This window comes from Acidicapsa ligni (genome assembly GCF_025685655.1).
GTDB lineage: Bacteria > Acidobacteriota > Terriglobia > Terriglobales > Acidobacteriaceae > Acidicapsa > Acidicapsa ligni.
In genome coordinates, this window is the sequence record NZ_JAGSYG010000003.1 from 643771 (window position 1) to 664234 (window position 20464).

11 protein-coding genes are annotated in these 20464 nt (G+C 56.8%); 1 reads left to right on the forward strand and 10 read right to left on the reverse strand.

All coding sequences use genetic code 11. The features are described from left to right. Positions 1 to 348: 348 nt before the first annotated feature. A complete protein-coding gene (locus tag OHL19_RS13025; RefSeq protein ID WP_263358131.1) occupies positions 349 to 2313 on the reverse strand; it encodes a winged helix-turn-helix domain-containing protein in 1965 nt (654 codons plus the stop codon). Between the two features lie 177 nt (positions 2314 to 2490). Between OHL19_RS13025 and OHL19_RS13030 the strand changes: the two genes are divergently transcribed. Then, complete coding sequence (locus OHL19_RS13030) at positions 2491 to 3180, forward strand: RNA polymerase sigma factor (protein WP_263358132.1); 690 nt, start codon at positions 2491 to 2493, stop codon at positions 3178 to 3180. A 133-nt stretch (positions 3181 to 3313) separates the two neighbouring features. Here the strand turns inward: OHL19_RS13030 and OHL19_RS13035 are convergent, their stop codons facing one another. The 9 genes from OHL19_RS13035 to OHL19_RS13075 form a co-directional block, all read right to left on the reverse strand. Beyond that, a complete protein-coding gene (locus tag OHL19_RS13035; protein ID WP_263358133.1) occupies positions 3314 to 4087 on the reverse strand; it encodes a heme-binding domain-containing protein in 774 nt (257 codons plus the stop codon). Beyond that, positions 4084 to 5070, reverse strand: coding sequence for a metallophosphoesterase family protein (locus OHL19_RS13040; protein WP_263358134.1), 987 nt, complete (start codon positions 5068 to 5070; stop codon positions 4084 to 4086). The genes OHL19_RS13035 and OHL19_RS13040 overlap by 4 nt, the downstream gene beginning before the upstream one ends. Positions 5071 to 5438: 368 nt before the next feature. Further along, positions 5439 to 6833, reverse strand: a complete 1395-nt coding sequence (locus OHL19_RS13045) for a hypothetical protein (protein ID WP_263358135.1) — start codon at positions 6831 to 6833, stop codon at positions 5439 to 5441. 67 nt (positions 6834 to 6900) lie between these two features. Next, positions 6901 to 11130, reverse strand: a complete 4230-nt coding sequence (locus tag OHL19_RS13050) for a TonB-dependent receptor (protein WP_263358136.1) — start codon at positions 11128 to 11130, stop codon at positions 6901 to 6903. A gap of 63 nt (positions 11131 to 11193) precedes the next feature. Then, positions 11194 to 13086 carry a hypothetical protein gene (locus OHL19_RS13055; RefSeq protein WP_263358137.1) on the reverse strand — a complete coding sequence of 631 codons (1893 nt, stop codon included), beginning with the start codon at positions 13084 to 13086 and terminating at the stop codon, positions 11194 to 11196. A 41-nt stretch (positions 13087 to 13127) separates the two neighbouring features. After that, on the reverse strand, positions 13128 to 13910 hold the full coding sequence (locus OHL19_RS13060) for a hypothetical protein (protein WP_263358138.1): 783 nt from the start codon (positions 13908 to 13910) through the stop codon (positions 13128 to 13130). An 85-nt stretch (positions 13911 to 13995) separates the two neighbouring features. Next, positions 13996 to 17859: a hypothetical protein gene (locus OHL19_RS13065; RefSeq protein WP_263358139.1), complete on the reverse strand. Its 3864-nt coding sequence runs from the start codon at positions 17857 to 17859 to the stop codon at positions 13996 to 13998. 40 nt (positions 17860 to 17899) lie between these two features. Further along, positions 17900 to 19684 carry a hypothetical protein gene (locus tag OHL19_RS13070; protein ID WP_263358140.1) on the reverse strand — a complete coding sequence of 595 codons (1785 nt, stop codon included), beginning with the start codon at positions 19682 to 19684 and terminating at the stop codon, positions 17900 to 17902. A 4-nt stretch (positions 19685 to 19688) separates the two neighbouring features. Next, a complete protein-coding gene (locus OHL19_RS13075) occupies positions 19689 to 20447 on the reverse strand; it encodes an RNA polymerase sigma factor (protein WP_263358141.1) in 759 nt (252 codons plus the stop codon). Positions 20448 to 20464 lie beyond the last annotated feature (17 nt).

A 20464-nucleotide genomic window follows, 5' to 3' on the forward strand; every position in this document is an offset into this window, starting at 1 on the left:
TTTTGGGGCCAGATTATTCATTCATCACTAAAGAGAGATTTCCTTCTAGAAGTTTGCCTTCTACGCTCGTGAATTGGAGATGAATATGCAGAAGCTGCCCGCACATCTCCATATCAGTCTCACGATGTAATTCCTGTAATGGAGAGCGAGTAATATTCAACATCACGTTGATGTCTTGTTGATGTGAGCGTGGATTGTTCGGTGGCTTTTATGTCAATTGAAGCGAGGAAACTGGAATTTCCTGTTTGGGCCAGTGGGATGCCCGACTTGCTTTGTATCAGTTTTTATATCTGTTAAGAAGAAACGTAAGTATCGAATTCCCGGTTCTCAGATTCTCGGCTCACAATGCTACTGCGGCAGACCAATGCGACGCAGGAGAGCCTGAAAGCGAGGATCAGAACGCATGGGATCGAAACCGGGCCGTATCAGCACGCCCGGATTGAACTTTTCTTCGGCTCCTTTTTCGAGCCAGTTCATGGCCTGGTCTTTCTTGCCGAGCGCCGCGTAGATAGTAGCGATCTCCGCAGCGTGAGAAAAACCTGGACGCGAGCTTTCCTGCAACTCGCCAATTAGTTCGACGGCTTTGTTGCGGTCTCCAACAGCGACATACGCTCGCGCCAGGTTTGCCTCGGAGGTGGGGCTGCCTCCGGAGAGATCAATCGCCTTTTTCAGTTCAGGGATAGCCTTGTCTGGCATGTGCTTGGCAAGATAGGCCTGTGCCAATTGATTGTGGGCCATCGCGAAGTCTGGATCCATCTCAATGGTCCTCTGGCTCTGTTGGATGGACTCCTCGTTCCGATGCGCAATCAGTAGTAGTTCTGCGAGATCAGCATTGATAATGAGGGATAGTGGATCCAGATTCTGTGCTTTGCGCATCTCCACCATAGCTTCGTCGTATCGCGCTAAAAGTGCGAGGTGCCACGCATACCAGTGATGGGCCGTTGCGTATCCGGGATTAAGAACTATCGCTTGCTCAAACTCCCTTCCGGCTCCTTTCAGATCCCAGTCGAATCCATCAAGAGTAAAAGCGAGCGACGTATGGGCTTCGCTCAGTGTGTTATCAATTTGCAGTGCCTTGGTCGCCGCTGCCTTGGCCTTTGGCAGGGCTTCTCTCGTGGTCATTGTGGCGTATTGCCAGTCGCCCAATAGTGCATACGTGTCGGCCAACCCGCTGTAGGCCTGTGCGTAATTCGGATCCTTGGCAATCGCCTGATTAAAATACTCGACTGCACGCTCCAGCCCGTCAGCCGTTCGTTGGTTCCAGAAGTAGCGTCCCCGGAGATAGTCTTCGTAAGCTGCGGGGTCCACTGTCCTGGCGCTTTCTAGAACACCTTCTTCCTGCGGAGTCAGTTCGATACGAATCTGCTCAGCGATGGCACGCGCCACTTTTTTTTGCAGGGCCAGACTGTCGCTCATATCGCCTTCGTAGCTTTCTGCCCATAAGTGCTGGTCCGTAGACGCACGGATCAGTTGCGCTGTGATGCGAACTCGATCCCCAGACCGCACCGCGCTGCCCTCCACGACAGCATCAACATTCAAGTCGCGCGCAATCTCGGGCAGCGACTTGCGCGTGTTTTTATACTTCAAAGTTGAAGTGCGCGAGATGACTCGCAGGGTTCGGATCTGGGCTAAATCCGTAATCAACTCATCGGTCATTCCATCGGCGAAGTAGTCTTGCGAAGCATCGCCTGAAAGATTCTCTAATGGAAGGACTGCCAGGGATCGAATCTTCGACATTGAGCCATGCTTCAATTGGTATTGCCAAAACGCAAGTCCGGCTACACCGATCAGCAACACGACAGCCAGCGCTATCCAAATGGCGGGGCGTCTGACGCGACCTGCCAAGGCTGCAGACGACACAGACGCAGGCTGACGGGGGAGCTCTGTGTAGGATTGCTCGGGATCAGATTGCTTTGGCTCACTCGGCGTCTCGGAATCTACAGCAGGCTCTGCATACTCTAATACGACCTCAGGCAGAAACCTGTACCCGAGCTTGGGAAGAGTCTCGATAAATCGCGGATTGTCCGCCGAGTCCCCGAGTACGCTTCGCAGCTTTGCGATCGCTGCATTCACTGCCTGGTCGAAATCGCCAAAGCTCTCCCCAGGCCAGAGCTGGTTGCACAATTCCTCCCTGGTGACGACTTCCCCTGGATGCTCCAGCAGTATCTGTAGAACCCTCATGGGTTGACTTTGGACACGGATCAACTTACCCGCTTTGCGCAATTCTCCCGAACGCAAAGTGACCTCGTAGACTCCGAATCGTTTCGCCGACAACAGCCGCTTTGGCGCCACCATTACCACCGAGTCTAGCATTTGTCCTCCAAGGGAAGATCGACGGCTAAGCCACTAAGCCTTAAAGGCTTAATAGGGAAGGATTTGGGAATACAGAAACCATCTGGAGTGCATTGACCGGGGTCTTCGGGTCTGGGAGATTGGCCTCAATGAGGTCCGAAATCAGCGGCCAAATGACGCCGCACCAGGAGAGTAGTCTTGACACATGTTGAAATCAGCGCGAACTCAGTAGCCGGTTCCTGCGCCCCTTCCCTGCCATGTTGCAACCCCTCCCCCAACTTCGAGGAGCTGGCTCTCCCGCTCTTCGACTCGGTGTACCGTTTCGCGCACTGGCTGACCAGGAGCAAAACGGATGCCGAAGACCTTGTCCAGGACACCTATCTCAAGGCATTTCGCGGCTTCGCAACGTTTAAGCCCGGCAGCAACTTCCGCGCCTGGATCTTTTGCATTTTAAGGAACACATTCCTGAGCTCGCGTATGAGCGCTCAGTACCGCCTGCATGTAGCCGTGTTCAACGCTGACGAGTGCCTGGCAAAGTTGCCATCCAGATCTCTGGACCCCGTCGCGATCTTGATTGATCGTGCCCTGCTGGATGCGGTTCAAGCAGCAGTACAACGATTGCCGATCATCCTCCGCGACGTCTTCGTGTTGTGCGATCTACAGGGGGCATCCTACCGTGAAACCGCAGAAGCTCTGTCGATCCCGCTTGGCACAGTGATGTCACGTCTGTCGCGGGCTCGCAAGGCCGTTGGTGAATCAATGCACGCCATAGTCATTAATGGAAACGCGAAGACCAGAGGACAGCAGCAGTGCGCAGAGTCCCTCGGCACCCTGCGTACGGTTGCTTCCGCTCACTCAATATCTGCTTGTATATTGCACACCGACTGAGGGCTATCTGTTCTTGTAATAAATCGATATCGTCTCGACTCTCTCCTAATTTAACGTCGGTTTATCTGAGACTCGGCGGGCTTTTCCCTCCGAGCCCATGAGCCTGCTAGTTGAAGAAGCTTTGTATTGCTGCTCATTTCACAGATTTCAGAAACGCGATAAGGTCGGCGCGATTCTGGGCCTTTGGCACACTGAAGCCCATAGCGCTATTGGGTACCATCGCGTCACTATCCTGAAGCCATCGTTCAAGAGTGGCCTCATTCCAATTGACTCCCGAGTTCTTTAAAGCAGGCGAATAACTGAAGCCTGGGACAGAACCGGCCTTTCTACCAAAAGCGCCACGGAGGTGCGGGCCTTCACGATCTGAATCCAGAGCATGACAGCCAGTGCAACGCCTTTCGAAGAGCGACTTCCCTTGTGCAGCGTCTCCGGTGTGGGTTCCTCCAACATCGGTTGCGCCGCCCGCTGTGAGCGATGAGAGTGCGGCGACATCGGACTCCGAGAGTCTCGCATCCCAGTGCAGAAGCAGATACTGAGGCAAAGGCATAGACCTCTTCTTCGCTTGCTGAACAATCTCTGCCGACAGCACCTCCTGCTTATCGCTGGGGAGTTCTTTCCAGTGCGTGAGGTTAAGATGTTGACGCCCTACGACGATGTCTCTTTCAACCAGCCAGGACATCGGAGCGAGATGAGAATACACAGGCCAATGCGTTGCTTGGGAATGGCAGTCTGCACACTTGTTGATGAGAACCCGCTTTGCAGCATCGGGCATCGCCGCATCCTGCAACAGCGCTTCTCGCGGCTGTTGTGTGACAGCGTGAGGATTGCCGAATGGATGTATGTATGAGACGCCGAGCGACGTGGCAAATAGAATCGCCACGACGCTCAGTATTTTCGTCCTGTTCATGCGTTTTCCGCCAAAGAATGGTCAACGACGGCAAGATGGCTGTGTCCGCGAACAACCTTCACGTTCGTTACTCCGAGCACGCTTTCGAGCTTTCCTGCGGGTACCATCATGGGTCCAGGGTTTGGAGCAGTTCCAGGAGCTGGTTGCGGGAACGCAGTCGCCATCGCCGTATGGAACGCAACGTTGCCCTCGACTTTCTGCACGATCTGATGAATATGGCCATTCAGGACAGTTACCGAGCCGAAACGCTTCAACATTGCAAGAGCCTGCTCTCCATCGTGCGTGCCCCAGCCCCATTTCTCATACACCATCCAAAGAGGAATGTGGGCGAAGACCACGATAGGAGTAGAGCTGCTTAGTCCAGCTAGATCGGATTTCAACCATGCAATCTGGTCAGCGCCGAGGTTTCCCATTGCGTCCACCTGGACGCAGTTGTTGAGCCCTACGAAGTGAACGCCCTTGTGATTAAAGCTGTACCAGCCATTGCCGACCGTTCCCTTTCCGAAGCGCTGCTTATATTGGTCTCCGTCATCGATGAAATCGTGCTCACCCGGCACGTAAAAGATATCTTTCTTAAAGCCTTTGATGATTTGAGACGCAGTATCAAATTCAGATGCCTTTGAATTCTGGGTGATATCTCCGGTATGGAGCATGAAGTCCGGGATAGCCATGCTGGGCGCAGCCAGGTTGGCGCGGTCGATGGCTTTCTTCAACGTGCCTGTTACATCAGGGTTTGCACCCTTGTTAAAGCCAATGTGGCTATCGCTGATCTGCACGAACGAGAAATCCTCAACTCGGCCTATCGAACCTGAGGCACCCTTCGGAGTTTGCCCAAGCAGCCTGGAAGCTGGCACGCCTCCAATAACCGACCAAACCAGGCCTGTACCCGCCCAGGCCATGCACTCAAGAAAATTTCTGCGATCGATTCCATCGCCGGTCGGTTTCTTCAATTCGTCTTGAATCAACGCATCTTCATTTGCCATTCGTAATCTCCATAGAACCCTCAAAAGGATCCGCAATGATGGAAACTACGAAGATCGGAATTTATTCCGTCCGGCTATGATTTTTATGAGGGTCCGCAGCACAAGCAGATCACAATTCTGGAATACAAGCCTGGAACACAGTCTTGGAACAATGACATAACTGTTCTCTGGGCATCCAGACTGCATGACCATTCTTGAAAAATGGTCATGCAGTCTGGATGCCTGGAGACGGTAGATCGCTAAACTATTGATTTATTCGACTGCTCAATCGACTTTGCTTACCGAATCGAATAAAAGTCACATCGCCATTGTCGCTCGACTTTACACGGAGCCGGAGCTTCTGCATTCGATGCAAACTCTGCTTCAAGCTACTTTGACTGCAGCAGATAGATCGACCACGGTTCGGTAGAATCCACCCCGATGACGAAGATAGCGTTCGTGCTGTTAAGTTGTCCTGCGATGGCGACGGCGGAAAAAGAATAGGTTTTGCCTGTAGTGTTGCCTGCGTAAGACAAGCCGACCGAGACGGTTGCCTGAGGATAAAGACCGTCGGTCGTTGGATCCTGCGGTCCGAGGTCAACGGCGAAGTCGCAGTTGCCGTATCCGCTCATCGAAGCTGAGGGATCGTCATTGGAAAAGTCTCCACCGTAGATCACTGTACTGCTCGCAGGATACACGGAGGGACAACTGGAATAGCCGAAGGAGGCAACGTGCGTGGCCTGGCCTATGATCTGGTTGTTGGAAAAGTAGCCGGCGCTGTAGATAAAGCCGAGATACTTCGCGCCGGTCAACGAGCTTGTGTCGACCGCGCACGATGAATTGGGCTGTCCAGCCGTGCACGAGGGTTTGGGGATTCCAACAGCACCGGTGCCCGCGCCAAGAAGGTTGTTGTAGTTGAGCGAAGAGACGGTTCCCGGGCTAGGGTTGGTAGGACTATCGTTCTCAACCAATAGGCCGCTCGGGCCGATGCCCATGATGGCTTGCGGGGTATAGGTGGGTTGTCCGCCAGGATCAGTAATGATCAACTGCCCCGGCGCATTGATGAGATTTCCTTCGAGCGTGGGGGCGCAGGTTCCGGTTGCCGTGGAGGCGCCAGGTTGCGTGGGCGCTACCGCCGCAAGCCCCGGAGCCGTAGGCAGAATGTACTGTACATTGTTCAGGAACTTGACCGTACCTCCTGAGGTGCTGATATCGACGCTGCCGTAAGCGGTGTCGGTTGCCGGGTTCCAGCCACCGTATTCCTGCTCTCCATCGACCGGAGCCAGTGCGCCCGGAATAGTGAGGTACAAATACGTTTGCGCTGTACTCAGACTGGGACACTGCGATGCATTCATGAGCGGCATCAGTGGCTCGCCCGTCAGCAACGCGAACCCGCCTGCCTGGTTAGGGAGTTCAACAGCGAAGCTGCCTTCTTCCGGAGAGGTAGCGGGATAGGTCACCGGCTCATAGATACCGGTCGTGCTTGAGAACGCATAATTGTTCAGAATGCCCAGGCTGCGCAGGCCGTGCTGATCGATCGAGAGAACACCGGTGTCGATCACCTGCGGTCCGGGCCCAATCTGCGTTCCGTATTGGGTCTGTGTGAATATACCGTTGGTGTCGTCCACGGACAGTATCTGCTGGCTGTTGCCGCCGACAGACGGAGCAAAGTAGACCTGCGGACTACTTGGCGATGTGGAAATCTGGCCGCCATTGCTGCCCCCGCATCCAGCGGTCCAGAGTAACACCGGGATCACGCACAGCAAGGTGGCCGACCTATTCATAGCCCAGGACAAACCCCACGCCTTACTCTTACTCGAAATCGCGAGCTCCATTCCCTCACCTCTCATGTTAGAAGTTGCCCTTCAGGCTGAATTGCAAGATGCGCGGATCGTGCGCATCAACCGGGTGCAGGAACGAGCTGCCCGCAAGGCAACCCGTCGCGCCGGCGGAATAGAGCTGGGTCTGCGAGCCGTAGCAGTTAATGACATTGTTGCCGGTGTTGCCGGGATTGGCAGGATCGGTAATTCGGAACTGGGTGTGATTGAAGATATTGAAGCTCTCGGCCCGAAATTCGATGTCCAGGCGTTCATGGAAGGGCTTGAAGTGTTTGAAGAGCGACATATTGAAGTTCAGTCTCGATGGGTTGTTGAGATCGTTGCGCCCCGAGTCGCCGAACGTCAGTCCGCGCGGCGCAGCGAAGGCCCCTGGATTCAGCAGCAGCGGGCCGACGTTGTTGGCGCTCTGTGCTACGAAAGGCTTGCCGCTGCCTACTTTGCCGATGACGTCGGCATAGGAGCCGATACCCAACCCGTCCCCTACGCCGGCGTTGTCGGCTGATCCGGTGCCATCTCCACCGCCACCGTTGATAACGCTGAAGGGCGTGCCAGTTTGATAGATGGTGATGCCGCTGAGCTGCCACTGGTCCAGAAGCGTCTTCAAAAGCGGCGAGAAACTTACAGGGGATTTTGTATCTGCGTCTGATGATTCCGGTGTATTGGGCGAGAGGTCCGCGTCGTCATCACGACCTCTTACCGCCAGGTGTGTGAACCCGCTCAGCAGGCGCATGAAGGGAAGGCTGTAGATGTAATACACGTTCAGCATGTGCCGCTGGTCGATATCCGAACTGGCGTGATTGGAGTGAATATCGAGCGAATTGGCAAAGTTGGCCGAGGAGCGGTCGGAGGAGTCGTCGAGCGAGTGACTATAGGTGTAAGCGAGGCCGACCGTCAATGTCTTGGTCGTCTCGCGCAGCGTGCCCTGTAGCGCGTTGTATTCCGAGTCCGCTACATTCTGCACGGAGATGATATTGCTGAAGCCAAGATACGGCCGCAGTACATCGGGGCTTAGACCTGTCTTGTTGGCCGCATTGCCCGTACAGGCGACGACCATGTTCACATAACCGGGATCGGTGGGACCGATACCGGGCGATGTGGGAACGGTCACCGGACCACCGGGAGCGTTGGTTCCCAGGATGGGATAGACACCCGACCCGTCGGGTGAGCAGTTTCCCCTGTTCAGGGGCTGTCCCTGCGGAAAAGGATTCAGGCTGTTGCTGAGCGGCTGTAATTGGTTGAGGTCACGCACCGCAGTCAGATGCGTTCCCTTGGTGCCGACATAAGCAATCTGCCCCACCATCGCCTTGCCGAGCTGATGCTCAATGCTCAGGCTCCACTGTTGCGTGTAGGAATACACCGCCTTGGTGGGAATCGAGGTAACGTTCAAAGGAAAGGTAGCGCCGCAGGGCGTATTAGCGTTGGCACTGCATGGAGGAGGTGTGTTTACGCCGCACTGTGTCATGCCATTCTGACAGGAAAGCCCGATCAGGTTGTACATGTTGTATGCGGGAGAAGTCCCTGTCGCGGGGGAAATTCCCTTGCCTTGTATATTCGATTGCGTCTCGCTGAGCACCAGCGGCGCGCTGCCGATCAGCGAGCCGACATTGGCTTCATAACCGGTTCCATGCTCCCAGAAGAGACCGTATCCGGCGCGAATGGCGGTCTTGCCGTCGCCTCGCGGATCCCACGAAAAACCGACGCGCGGCGAGGGATGAAAGACCGAGTTGGACATGCAGGTATTGGGCACTCCCTTAACGCCGCACTGCACAAGTCCATTAGTGATCGAGGGATCGAGAGACGCAAGGCTGTACGGTCCTGTACGGGATAGAGGAACCGCGGCGCCAGTAGAATTCTGCACCAGGTTGCCAAGAGACTGGTCGATATGAATGGAGGAGCCAACCACCTGGCTGAATGCTCCCTGCTCCCAGTTGTAGGCCGTGTTTCTCGGGTTGTACCAGGCGCCGAGAAGACTTGCGCGCAAACCGATGTTGACAGTCAGGTTAGGCCGTACGCGCCAGTCGTCCTGAAGATAGAGATCGGCGCTGCGGTATCGGCTGTAGTATCTGACCTGGCCGCTGTCCTGTGTGAAGCTCTTGATGCCGCCAAGCGCCAGAAAGTTGGTGCCATAACTGTCGGATTCGGTTCCCGAACCCGCAAGGAAGTCCGCGAAGGCATTTCCCGACGTGTACTTAGACTGCTGATTGCTGAAGGTCAGCTCACCTTGTAAGTCGCCGGAGTTAGCGCCAGTAACTGCGCTCAACTCGTTCTGCTGTACATAGACACCCCAGAAACCAAATTGCAAAAGATGCTTGCCGATGGTCTTGCTGGCGTCGTCGCGAATGTTGAAGGTAGGATTGGACTGGTTCCACGGCGCATACCCCGTATCGGCGGCAAAGCCGTGGCCGCCGTAGGCGCCGTTGGTTCCCTGAAAGACCAACCCCGGCAACTTACCGCTGCCAGCACTGTTATTGCTACCACCAAAACCGTTGTTAAAGATATACCCCATCGGGCACTCGGTAATAGACCCTGGATAAGACACCGTACTTGAGTTAGTAAATAGCGAGCATTGCGGCGCTCCAGCTATCGGCGAACCTCCGGTAGCTGCGGGATTATCCAGCGTTAGCGGCCGGCCGAGCGAGGAAACTCCCGGCCCAGGCTGTGGGAACAAGGAAATATGCTCCACGGCATAGCCTGCGGAAATCAGGTTGACGAATCCATGCGGCAAACTCTGCGCCAGCATGAGCACCATATCCAGACCAGGCCCGTTCAATTGATTCTCGACTGTAGGAAAGCTGTTATGCACCACGCCCCATTGCGGAGCCAGCGTAACCGTATCCCACGCATCATGCACATAGCGAAACGACAAGCGATTGTGCGCGTTGACATCGTGGTCGATACGAAATAACTCTTCCCGCCAGTGCGTCGGCGGAGAAACACTTCCAACATAGCAATGAAAAAGCGGCGACGGATTGGTGCTATTACATCCACTGGCCGAGTTAGGCGCCGGGATCAGCCCCGAGTTAAGAATCGCACTACTGATGTAATCTACCGGAATTCTGATACCAACGCCTGCATTCCCGCTTGCACTGGGGGCCTGGGGGCAGTCGGGAAAATTCGTTGGATTGAAAGTCGTTGGGCCTCCCGGAATAAGGGTTGGACAGACATCGGTAAAATCTCCAGACCGCTCCGCCATCGTCGGCACGGCTTGGTTGTAGTCGACCGGCGTCTTCTCACGCCGAATCTCTTCGGAGAAAAAGAAGAAGGTCTTCGGAGTAGCACTGTCGTAGATATGAGGAATAATCAGCGGGCCGCCAATGGTTCCACCAAAGTCGAGCCGACGATATAGCGGCGTACGATACTTCAACTTACCCTGATAGCCCTGCGGCTCAGCATCCGGCTGATCGAAGTAATTCCTGGCATTGAATATCTCATTGCGAAGAAAGCCATACGCATTGCCATGAAATTTATCCGTGCCCGACTTAGTCGAGATAAGCACGCTGCCTGAAGCGCTCTTACCATAGAGAGCACTGTAATTCGCGGTAAGCACCTTCATGTCCTGAATGGCGTCGATGCTGGGATAGACCATCAGCGGCTCACCCTGCCCGCGACTGGCGTTGATGCTGGTATTCAAAACATCGCTGCCGTCCACTTCGAAGGTGTTGTATTCGACGCGGCCTCCATTCACGCTATACTTCGCGCTGCCTGCCACGCCTACTTTAGCCTCGTCCTGCCCGGTCTGATTGCTGACGCCGGGAGCGATAGTAATGAGCTGCGAAAAATTACGCCCATTCAGACTGTATCCGGTAACTTCCTGTGATCCCAGGGTTGTCGAAATGGAAGCGGTGCTTGTATCCAACTGGGCAGTTTCGCCTTCAGTGATTTCGACATTCGCATTCACCTCACCGACCGTCATCTTGGCGTTGAAGACGATGGCCTGCCCGGAAGCAAGGGTCAGAACCTCACTCGCCCTGCGGCTGAATCCGTCTGCCTGGACAATGATCTGGTAACGCCCGGCGGGCAGCGAGTGCACGGCGTAGTTTCCCTCCCCGTCCGACTTAGCCTCCCGCGTCGTGAGTGTTTCCTGATTCACCACCTGAACGGTTGCGCCCGGGATCGCCTTTTCCGCCTGATCGGTGACCTGGCCGGAGACACGGCCCGTCGTCTCCTGTGCCGGGAGGAGCACGCTGCAGAATAGGACCGCGAGTGCCAGCAGATAAAACCGCCGAGGAAAAAGTCGAAACATCTACGTCTTAGCTCCAGTTTCAGGGATCAGGTTTCAGGGGGCAGATCTTTGCGCTACTACCAGCTACTGCGGCAGGTAGTAGCGGAAGGACGTGAACCACATGTTGTCGATGGCCTTCGGCGAGTTAGTCACATCGGCCAGTGGATCGCCAATGCCCTGCCAGGTGCGCCGTTCCGCATAGGAGTACTGGATGCCCTGCTGCAGCGTCCCGCGAACGCCCCTGTAGAAGCGGAACCAGTAACCGAACGTGCCTTCCTGAATATTGCGCGTATCGGCATTGCAGTTAGTCGCAGCGCCGGGCACGGTACCACCGCCATTCGGTGAAGAAACCGGCAACACCTCGGTATAACAGCCGGAGACGATGTTAGTCGGGGCTCCGTACCCGGTCAGGATCGGCTGACCCAGCGTTGGGCCGGCTGTAGTGTTGATCAGCCCCGTGTTGTAATAAGCGCGCTTGGCATATTCGCCGCCGTAGTAACCGTAGATATCAAAACGTGGAGACACATGCCACTCCATCGAACCGAGCCCCGAACCGCCCGTAAGCAGAGCCAGCGAGCCGTCAGGATGTGCCGTCGCATCCGGCAGGGTGCTGGTGCTGTAACGGCCAATACCATTGCCCGCCAGAACATGCGCGCCAATCTCCAGCGTCTTCGAGAACAGGGCCACACGCGCATTCACACCTGCGCCGCCACCCTCGGTCTTATCCGTAAAAGCGCCGAGCGCCGAGGGCGATACCGGCTGCGTCGCGCCAGCAGGAGCAGGCCCGTTCGGATAAACGCGGTCGCGGAAGAAACGCCCGACACCGAAGACTTCGAAATGTCCCCAGTTAGTTTCATAAGCAGCCTTGGCAATCAAGTCAGGAGCATAGTTAAAGCTGTAGTTAGCAGTAGGGTTATACAAGCCCCCGCCAGTACCCACTTCCTGAAAGGCGATGGTCGGAAGATTGTGCCCGCCAATGTTCAGTGTCTGCGCCTCTTCAACAGCACCTCCCAGCCAGAACTTGTTACCGAATTTCTTGACCGCGCGGAAGCCATATTGCCGCTCCCACGTAAAGCCGACGTTGTACTGCGCATCGATGGTCAACGGAGTAGCTTCGGCGTTGTTCGACAGGCCATGACGGTATTCCGTAGCCAGCGACCACATCTGGCCACCTGTCAGGTTCCAGCCATTGTTCATCTCAAACTGCGCCCAGGCCTGGCGTTGCCGCAGCGTATAGCTATTGCTCTGGTTGTTGTTCGAAGTGGTGCCCGCAGAAAGAAAGTCCGCTTCCCAGTAGCCGCGCATCGTGCCCGTAGGCAGCTTGCCTTCGGCCAGCAGCGAAATCCGCGACTGACGTCCGCTGGCATTGAACTCGGAGAGCACTCCAGCCGTCTGACCCGCAAAAGGAATGCTCGAGAACGGCGTATTCACATCGCCGCCTGTGGCGCGTTGACGGCTCACGGTTTCACCGGCCACGAACCCGCCCGGCTTAAGTTCAATGCCCTTGAAATGGATCGTATCCGCAGTTTGCAGCTTCTTCGTCGCCTGTTCGGTAGCCGCAACCTGCGTTGTCAACGAGCTGGAAGCGGCTCGCAGATTGGCAACGTCGGTTTCCATCTTCGTAACCGAAGCGCCGTCCGGACCGATAGCCGCCAGCGCTGCATCCAGCTCCAGCTTCATTGCAGCCGCATCCTTGCGGGACTGCTCCAACTCAGCGTCGCGCGACGTCAATTGCTGTTGGAGCGCATCTACCTTCTGCTGAACCTGGTCATACTTCTGGCTCAGATCATCGAGCTTGTGCAGCTTCTCATCCAGTTGTTCCAGCAGCAATTCTTCCGGCGTCTTTGCCTTCGCTTTTGCCGCTCTCGCTGTCTTTGCTGTAGCAGGCTTGGCCACGGGGCTTGCGCTATTCTGCGCGTGTGCTGCCGCGAAGGACCCCACAAGCATTACAACCAATATCTTCCTCAACCCATTCATCTGTTTTCTCCTTGGCCTGTCTTGTGGCAGTAAACTTTTCGCTAATCAATCGAAATGGTGGCGCTCGCGGCCTTTGTGGGATCGGCAACCGATGTGGCAGTCACTTTCACCGTTCCGCCGGTAGGCGCTGAGGCGGGCGCCGTATAAGTGGTCGTAACTCCGCTGGTGGTCTTCACCGGATCAAAGGAGCCGCAGTCGGTCGAAGAGCAAAGCACGGACCATGTCACGCCCGCGTTGCCGTTGTCGTTGTAGAGCACAGCTTTGAAAGACGTAGACGCGCCAGCCTGCAGCGTCGCCGGCGGCTCAGGGGCAAAGCCGACCGAGATCGGAAGCCCTCCGATGGTCAGCGTCACTGTGGAGAATTTACTGTGATCGGCAGCCGCCAAAGCGTAGAGCGTGACCGTCCCATTCGAGGGCGGCGCGGAGGGAGCTGTATAGAACGTCACATATCCTGAAGCGCTCGTAAGATAGCTGGGTATCGGACCGCTGATCGTATGTCCAGGCGTGAAGGTGCCGCAGGATTCGTCCTGTGTATATCCCGGGGGCAGCGGTGAGCCGGGAGGCAAAGCGCTTCCGCAGTATGCAGTCCAGTCGGCGCCCAGCAACTGCGGATCGTCAGTCAGCGTCACATCCACATACGTTCCGTGCCCCACCGTAAGCGACTGCGGAGGCGTCGGAACGGGAGCCCCAATCAGGTTAGTAAACGTAACCGGCCCCATTTGAATCTTCGACGTCGAGCCTCCCGACGAGCAGCCGGAAACGGCCACCAGGCAAGCCAGCAGAGCAATGCCTGTCATTCGCGAACACACGAAACTCCGAATCACTTTTCTTCTCCTGAACTCGTATATGCCGAGCATGAATATCCTGAACATGAATAGGAATAGGACGCGACAATATCCTCGCTCCAATTCACGGTTTTGCCCCTAGCTTGCCGTTCTTGAGCGCAGCCGCAACGGGCGTTACCGCCGGCACGGCTGCGCCAACATGCTCGATCACGGAGTTGTCGGCAAGCAGCACCCACACATTCCCTGAGCCATCCACAGCCACGCGCAATGGCCCGGCAGTCAGCGCCGGAGAAGCCAAAGTGGTAGTGGACGCAACTTCACTCGGCGCAAATAGAAGGAGGCTCGGTCCAATGGGAGATTGCCCGCCGCCCTGGCTTGCCACCCAGAGCGTGCCCGCGCCATCGAGCGCAACCCCCCGTGCGTTATAAAAAGGCAGCACGTCAAATTCATCGGGATCGAGTTCCTCGTTGTAGCAGTTAGGAATCAGTTGTGCGCCTTGCCCGCCGGTGAAGGGTGTCGCCTCGCAAAGTTCGTGCTGGGTCAGGAACCATATGTCCCCTGCCGGATCGGGAGCCATCTGCGGATAAATCGCGCCCCCCATACCTTCAGAGCTAGTGACAATGAATTGGCCGCCTGGATTTGTGAGTTCGTCCAGCGACCCTACCTGCGTTCCCAACCACACATTGTTCGAACTATCGATGCCCACAGCCGCGACTTGCGTAACTCCATCGTTGATAAATCCAGCCTGCGGCGAGACCGGCACGCCAAGGCTGTTGAACTCGTTCACGCCCGCAGGATTGGTGATCCAGAGATCGCCGCTCTTGTCGATGGCTATATCGCCGCCGCCACCCGGAACGCCACCGAACGGGCTGCCTGGAGCGGCGCTGCCCAAGCTGGTCAGTTCTGTCAGAGCGTTATTGCCAGAAATCCAGATATTCCCGGCCGCATCGATGGCAATAGGACCGCCTCCAGCAGCAAAACCTGTAGAGGGCGAAATCGCCGCGCCAACGGAGTTCCATTCAATCGCACTGTCGGCATTGGTATCGGTAATCCAGAGATTGCCACTTCCATCCACAGCAAACGAACCCACCATGCTGCTCGGAGAGAGCCCTCCACCACCGGTGTAGTGCAGCGAGAGCGGCCAGGAATTTGCAAGCGTGACCGAGAAATCCGTTGCCGAAAGAATCGGTTGGAATGGCGAGTTGGAAGTCGCCAGCCCTACGATCCCAAAGGGTGGGTAATATCCGAAGCCTCCGTTCGGTTTCTGCGCCACATTGAAGATGGCCTGCAGCGTGTCATTCGGGCCAATCGCGTGGTAGAGCGGGCTGCTCTCGAGCGTATCCGTAGCTGCAAACAAAATGCCGCACGAACTGCCGTCTCCTTCCACGCCGCCTGTGGAATCGGTGCAGGCATTCAGCGTGTCAGCCAGCGTATTGAGCTCGGCAAAGGGCACCGTAGCATTGCCCGCCGGCGTGACGAATCGCGCCGTACCGGTGGAGATATCGACCAAGTTGTTGACGGCTGAAAAGGCATTGGCAAGCCCGGCAAGATTGCCGCTGCTCGTGCCGATATACAGATAGCTGTTGTTGCCTGTCAGCTCATCATTGGCGGCAAACGGCGAGGTCACATATGCGGACGCGGCCGAAGTAACCTCGTTGATAAATATCGGCGAAGAACCCAGATTGGCACAGTTCCCCAACGCCGTCATCATAACCAGGCTTCCATTCGTGGCAAAGCTGCCAACGCTTCCCCCCTTCGCCACAAGATACATCTGGCTTGCAGGCGAAGGGCAGGCATAAGTGGACGGCACGGTGTAGTTACCGTTCTTATCCGTAACCGCCGTCGCAACTTGAGAGGCAGCGGAAGCATACCCGCTCGTTCCTGCGGCAAAGAGAGAGACTGAAGCTCCGTTGACCGGCTGCGCCCCGGCATAGACAACGCCACTCAGCGCGGGACCGTTCGTGCTTGTGGTGATCTCGACCGTACCCGAAATTGCCTTGGACGAATCGGCGTGAGAGGCTGCAATAATCGCCACCGGACCAGACGCTGGCGGGACGGAAGGAGCCGTGTAAGGGATCGGCAAACCGTTAGACCAGCCGGAGGCGCTGGTAGCCGTCACCGCCGCAACAGCCGGCACATACGGAGTGGTATTGGTAGCCGCGATGGCCGGCATGGCAGGCTTGATGGTGAAGAATCCGCAGTCGTTCGGACAGACATACCAATCAACGCCAGCATTGGTCGCATCGTTCACCGTCGCGGCGGTCAGGTTAACAGTTGCATTGATAGCCACCTGTGCCGGAAGCGAAGGAACAAACGCCACCGAAACAGTCGTGGCGGGAACGATCGCAACCGGGCTGGAGCTGACACTCGACTGAGGATTGGCAATCGAAGTCGCCGCAATCGTCACCGAGGTCCCCATCGCCATCACCGGAGGCGCTGTATAAAACGCAGTAGCACCGCTTGCCGTAGTAACAGGAAGAATCCAGCCGCACCCACCAGGCGTCGTGCTGCCGCACTGCACCGACCAGCTCACGCCGCCCGGCGCAACATCGTTCGCTACCGTCGCAATCAGAGGAGTCTGCGTCAACGCCACCACCGATCCCGATTTCGGAGGACCCTGCGTCAACGAGATAGCAGGGTTCACAGGAACAATCGTGGCCACTGCAACCGCTGGATTCGACGGAGCAGTTGAAGAAGACGTAGCCGTGATCACCACCGTGCTATCCGCCGGGACCGTGGCCGGAGCCGTGTAAACGATAGGCGACGTACTGGCCGTATGCGCAGGCGACAGGTTGAAGCTGCCGCATGGCACACCGCCGCAGGTCGCCGTCCAGTCAACGCCCAGATTGTTCGTATCGTTGGCCACCTTGGCCGCAAGCGTCGTTTGCAATCCCGCCTGAAGCGTCGCAGGAGGGGCCGTAGAGAGAGTCACGACAATCGGCGTCGCCGTGATAACGGATGCCGTAGCCGATGCCGAAATGGCAGGATTAGTCGTCGACTTGGCAGTGACGGTGACCATGCCGCCAGGCGGCGCGACAGAAGGCGCGGTGTAAGTAGCAGCAACACCGCTCGCCGTGTGCGACGTAATGGAACCGCAGCTCGATGCGCCGCAACTTAACGACCAGTCAACCCCTGCATTCGCCGCATCATTGCCAACCACCGCAAACAGGCTGGCATTGCGGCCCGATCCAGCAGGCACAACGCTGACGCTCGCCGGATACACACTTACCGTGACCGGAACTGGAGCAGGCGGATTGACGATAGTTAGCATTACGCTGGCCGACCTGCTGGTGTCGGTCAACGAAGTGACAGTAATCGTCACGGTTCCGCCTGTGGGAACATCTGCCGGAGCCGTATAGGTGGAATAAAAGTATCCCGATATGGTGTTATTGACGACAGCCGGACTCACCGTACCGCAGGCGCTCGCCCCGCAGGTGGCTGTCCATGCCATGCCGCCACCGAATGGATCGTTAGACAACTGTGCTCCAAGAATTAACTGCGTGTTCGGGAGCAGCGTGCCGGGCACAGCGGTGGTGATGGAAACGCCGATAGGCAGCGCTGTAACAGTCAGGCTCACATTGCTGCTCTGCCCGGGATTGCCAGTCACCGTCGCGATAATCGTGACCGTAGTGCCAATAGGAATTTGCGATGGCGCCGTGTAAACGGCGGTGCCACCATCCACGGTATGCGCCGGAGACAGCGTGCCGCAGGATCCGCCGGTCACGCTGCCCGTTACCGGATTGCCCTCGCATGTCACAGTCCAGTCAACGCCCGCCTTCAATGGATCGCCCACCGGCATCATGCTCAGTTGCAGCGAAGAAGCCACCGAAAGCGAGCTGATCTGCGTAGTCGACCCGCCAGCGATAACGATCGGCCCAGCCTTCACGGCGGAGATAGCAGAACCTCCGCAACCCGTCAGCAAACCGGCAAGCGCAGCCCCCAGCAACGCCAGAAAGGTCCATCCACCAGGAGCAATAAACCGTAACACCGATACTCGTTTCAACAATGGGAACATGGTCAGGAGCGTCCTACTTCTTTCCGCTTTGAGCTGAGTTATCGAGAGGCCGTTCATAGGCTTTGCGCGCGGCATCCGTCAGGCCATTCAGCCTCACCGACATATCCGCCAGAATCGCCTCCGCACTACGCGTCGCAGGGCCGCTGGTTTGTGTCAATTCCTTGCACAACGCCAGATTTTCGTTCGCGCCGTCAAGCAGTGAGGCAGGTTGCGAAGCGCGCTCTGAATTACTTCCAACAGCCTGCGCCTCGGCCAGCAAGTCACGCTCTTTTCGCAGCGCATCGTCCAGCCGTTCGTGATGGTTGTAGAGCAGTTCCGCCGCAGTGGCCGACGCCAGCACCGAAGTCTGGCCGCCGCCCACAAAGCGTCTGCGCAAATCCGCAATCGCATTGCTCTCCTGGCTGACCGTCAACGCCGCTTTGAAGAGCTGCTGCTGCAATGCGCTAATCTCTCTCACACTGCGCCCATGCGCCAGCAGATAACTTTCGAATGGCGATTCCAACTCCGGCATCGAAGTCACCTGGACACTCTTGATGCCGCTGTCGGAACCAGGCAAACTCTGTTCCTCCTGAACGCTTCGGATCGAAACCTTCAGATGAGACACGGTGGCAAGTTGCGATTGAAGCGCCCGCTTCCGATCCGCTGTTTCAACCAGGCCATTTACCTCGACATCTTGCGCCGTTCGCGCAATCGTGACCTGCTCACCGGTATCCGCGCGAAGGTTGTTGAGAATCAACCGGGCACTCAATTCCGTCTCATCCAACTGGCTCTCCGTCACTTTTTCGGGAACACGTGGGAACATAAGCACACGCGGCGAAGAACCGGCTGTATTCATGCCGCCCAGCGGCTCGAAGAAGTTTTCATTCTCCGGTCCCCACGGAGAAACCTTGAAATCCAGCTCCGCGATCTCGATCGTTTCGCGGTCGCGAAAAACCACCCTTCGCTGCACCGGATGAAAATCCGTATCGCGTACCGTCAACGACTGTTCCGACACCGGCCCGCCCGCAGCCACCGTCGTCAGCCGCAACAGGTGCGCTCCGGCCCATGCCACCTGGTCCTCGCGATTCCGCAAATGATCGTGCCACGCCTGATAACGTGACGCCGAAAGCGGCGCGTCCCAATCGACCCCTGCCTTATCCAGATTGTTCTTGATCTGTTCCTCCGGTCCGGCCAGCGTGACACGCCTGGGCCTGCGAACTCTCTGCACATCCCTGTAGATGGCCCGTTCAACCGAATGCGTATGGGTCGTTATAAGCACCCTTTGACGGATCACGCCCGTGGGCACGGAAGATTGTGGCCTGTCCCACTGCTCCGCTCGCGTCAAAAGATCATTTGAGCTGATCTTTGGAACGCGCTGCTGCCACCAGGAAGTAAAGAGCAGAACCAGGCCGGCTGCAGTCAGTACAGCCCCGGAAATCAAAATAGTATTCATAGCGAATAAGCGGGAAATCAAAATATTTGCCGGCGGCAAACTCAACCGGGTGCGCCGCGGAGGCCTCTGCTGTGCAGCTGTTTGCTGCACGGTGGTCTTCAGCCATTGCTTGAACTCCGCGCCATGTTCTGGCGGCAACGTCAAAGCCCTGCGGCTCCTGGAGGCTTGAAAATCTGCGATCACACGATCGCTCCGCCAGCCCTCCAGCTCTATCTGTCGCGCCTGACACACCTCGCACATCGCCAGGTGCCGCCGGGCAATCCACCGTTGAACAAGCGGCAGTTCGCGGCTGAACAGGTCCACCAACCGGTCGTCGGAAAGGTGCTCCCCCATCCCCGGAAAGAGCCGCTGCATGAGTCGGTCCATTGCTTTACCCACAGATCGCCGCCAATCGCATCGTCACCTGCTTCACCACGAAGATCACGCGCGGCTCGCTCACTCCGAGGGCCATCGCAATGTCCTTGAAACGGAAGCCTTCCAGTCGCATGTAAAAACATTGGCGGTTCATTTCACTGAAACTCTTCAGCGCATCCTCCATGCGCCAGATCCTCTCGTTTCGCAGATAGGTCTCTTCCGGATTCAGTCCAGGATCGGCCTGGTTGCGCATCACAAAAGCGCTGTCGGCATGACCGGATTCGCTTCGCTCCAGCCGCGTGTGCGCATCCATCGCCAGGTTGTGCGCCACGCGCACGATCCATCCCTGCACGTTCTTGATGTTGTCCTTTTGGAGCAGTGCCTTCGTCAACCGCATGAAGGTTTCCTGGATAGCCTCATGGGCGCGGTCCTCATCCAGACCAAGGCTACGCAGATAGCTGTAAAGCCGAGGTTGATACTCGTCATAGAGCGCGGAGATCTGACCTTCCAGGTCCACTAGGATCGCTTGACGGATAATGTCCTTTTCCTTGTCCGGTGAATGGGCATTCTCACCCAGGAGATACAGCGTTCGCTCAATCGACTCTTCGTGCACAGGCTCTTCGCAAGCTGCAGCATTGCGCCCAGCATCGTGCCCCGGCGCAAGGGATGGTTTCCTCGCTGCGGCCGCCGCATAAGCGGCGCGATCCCACACCACAGCACGCGAATGCGGACTGGAGGCCTTGCTTCGAGTATGCGGAGCTACTGCAACACGCACGTGAATCTCTCCTGGCA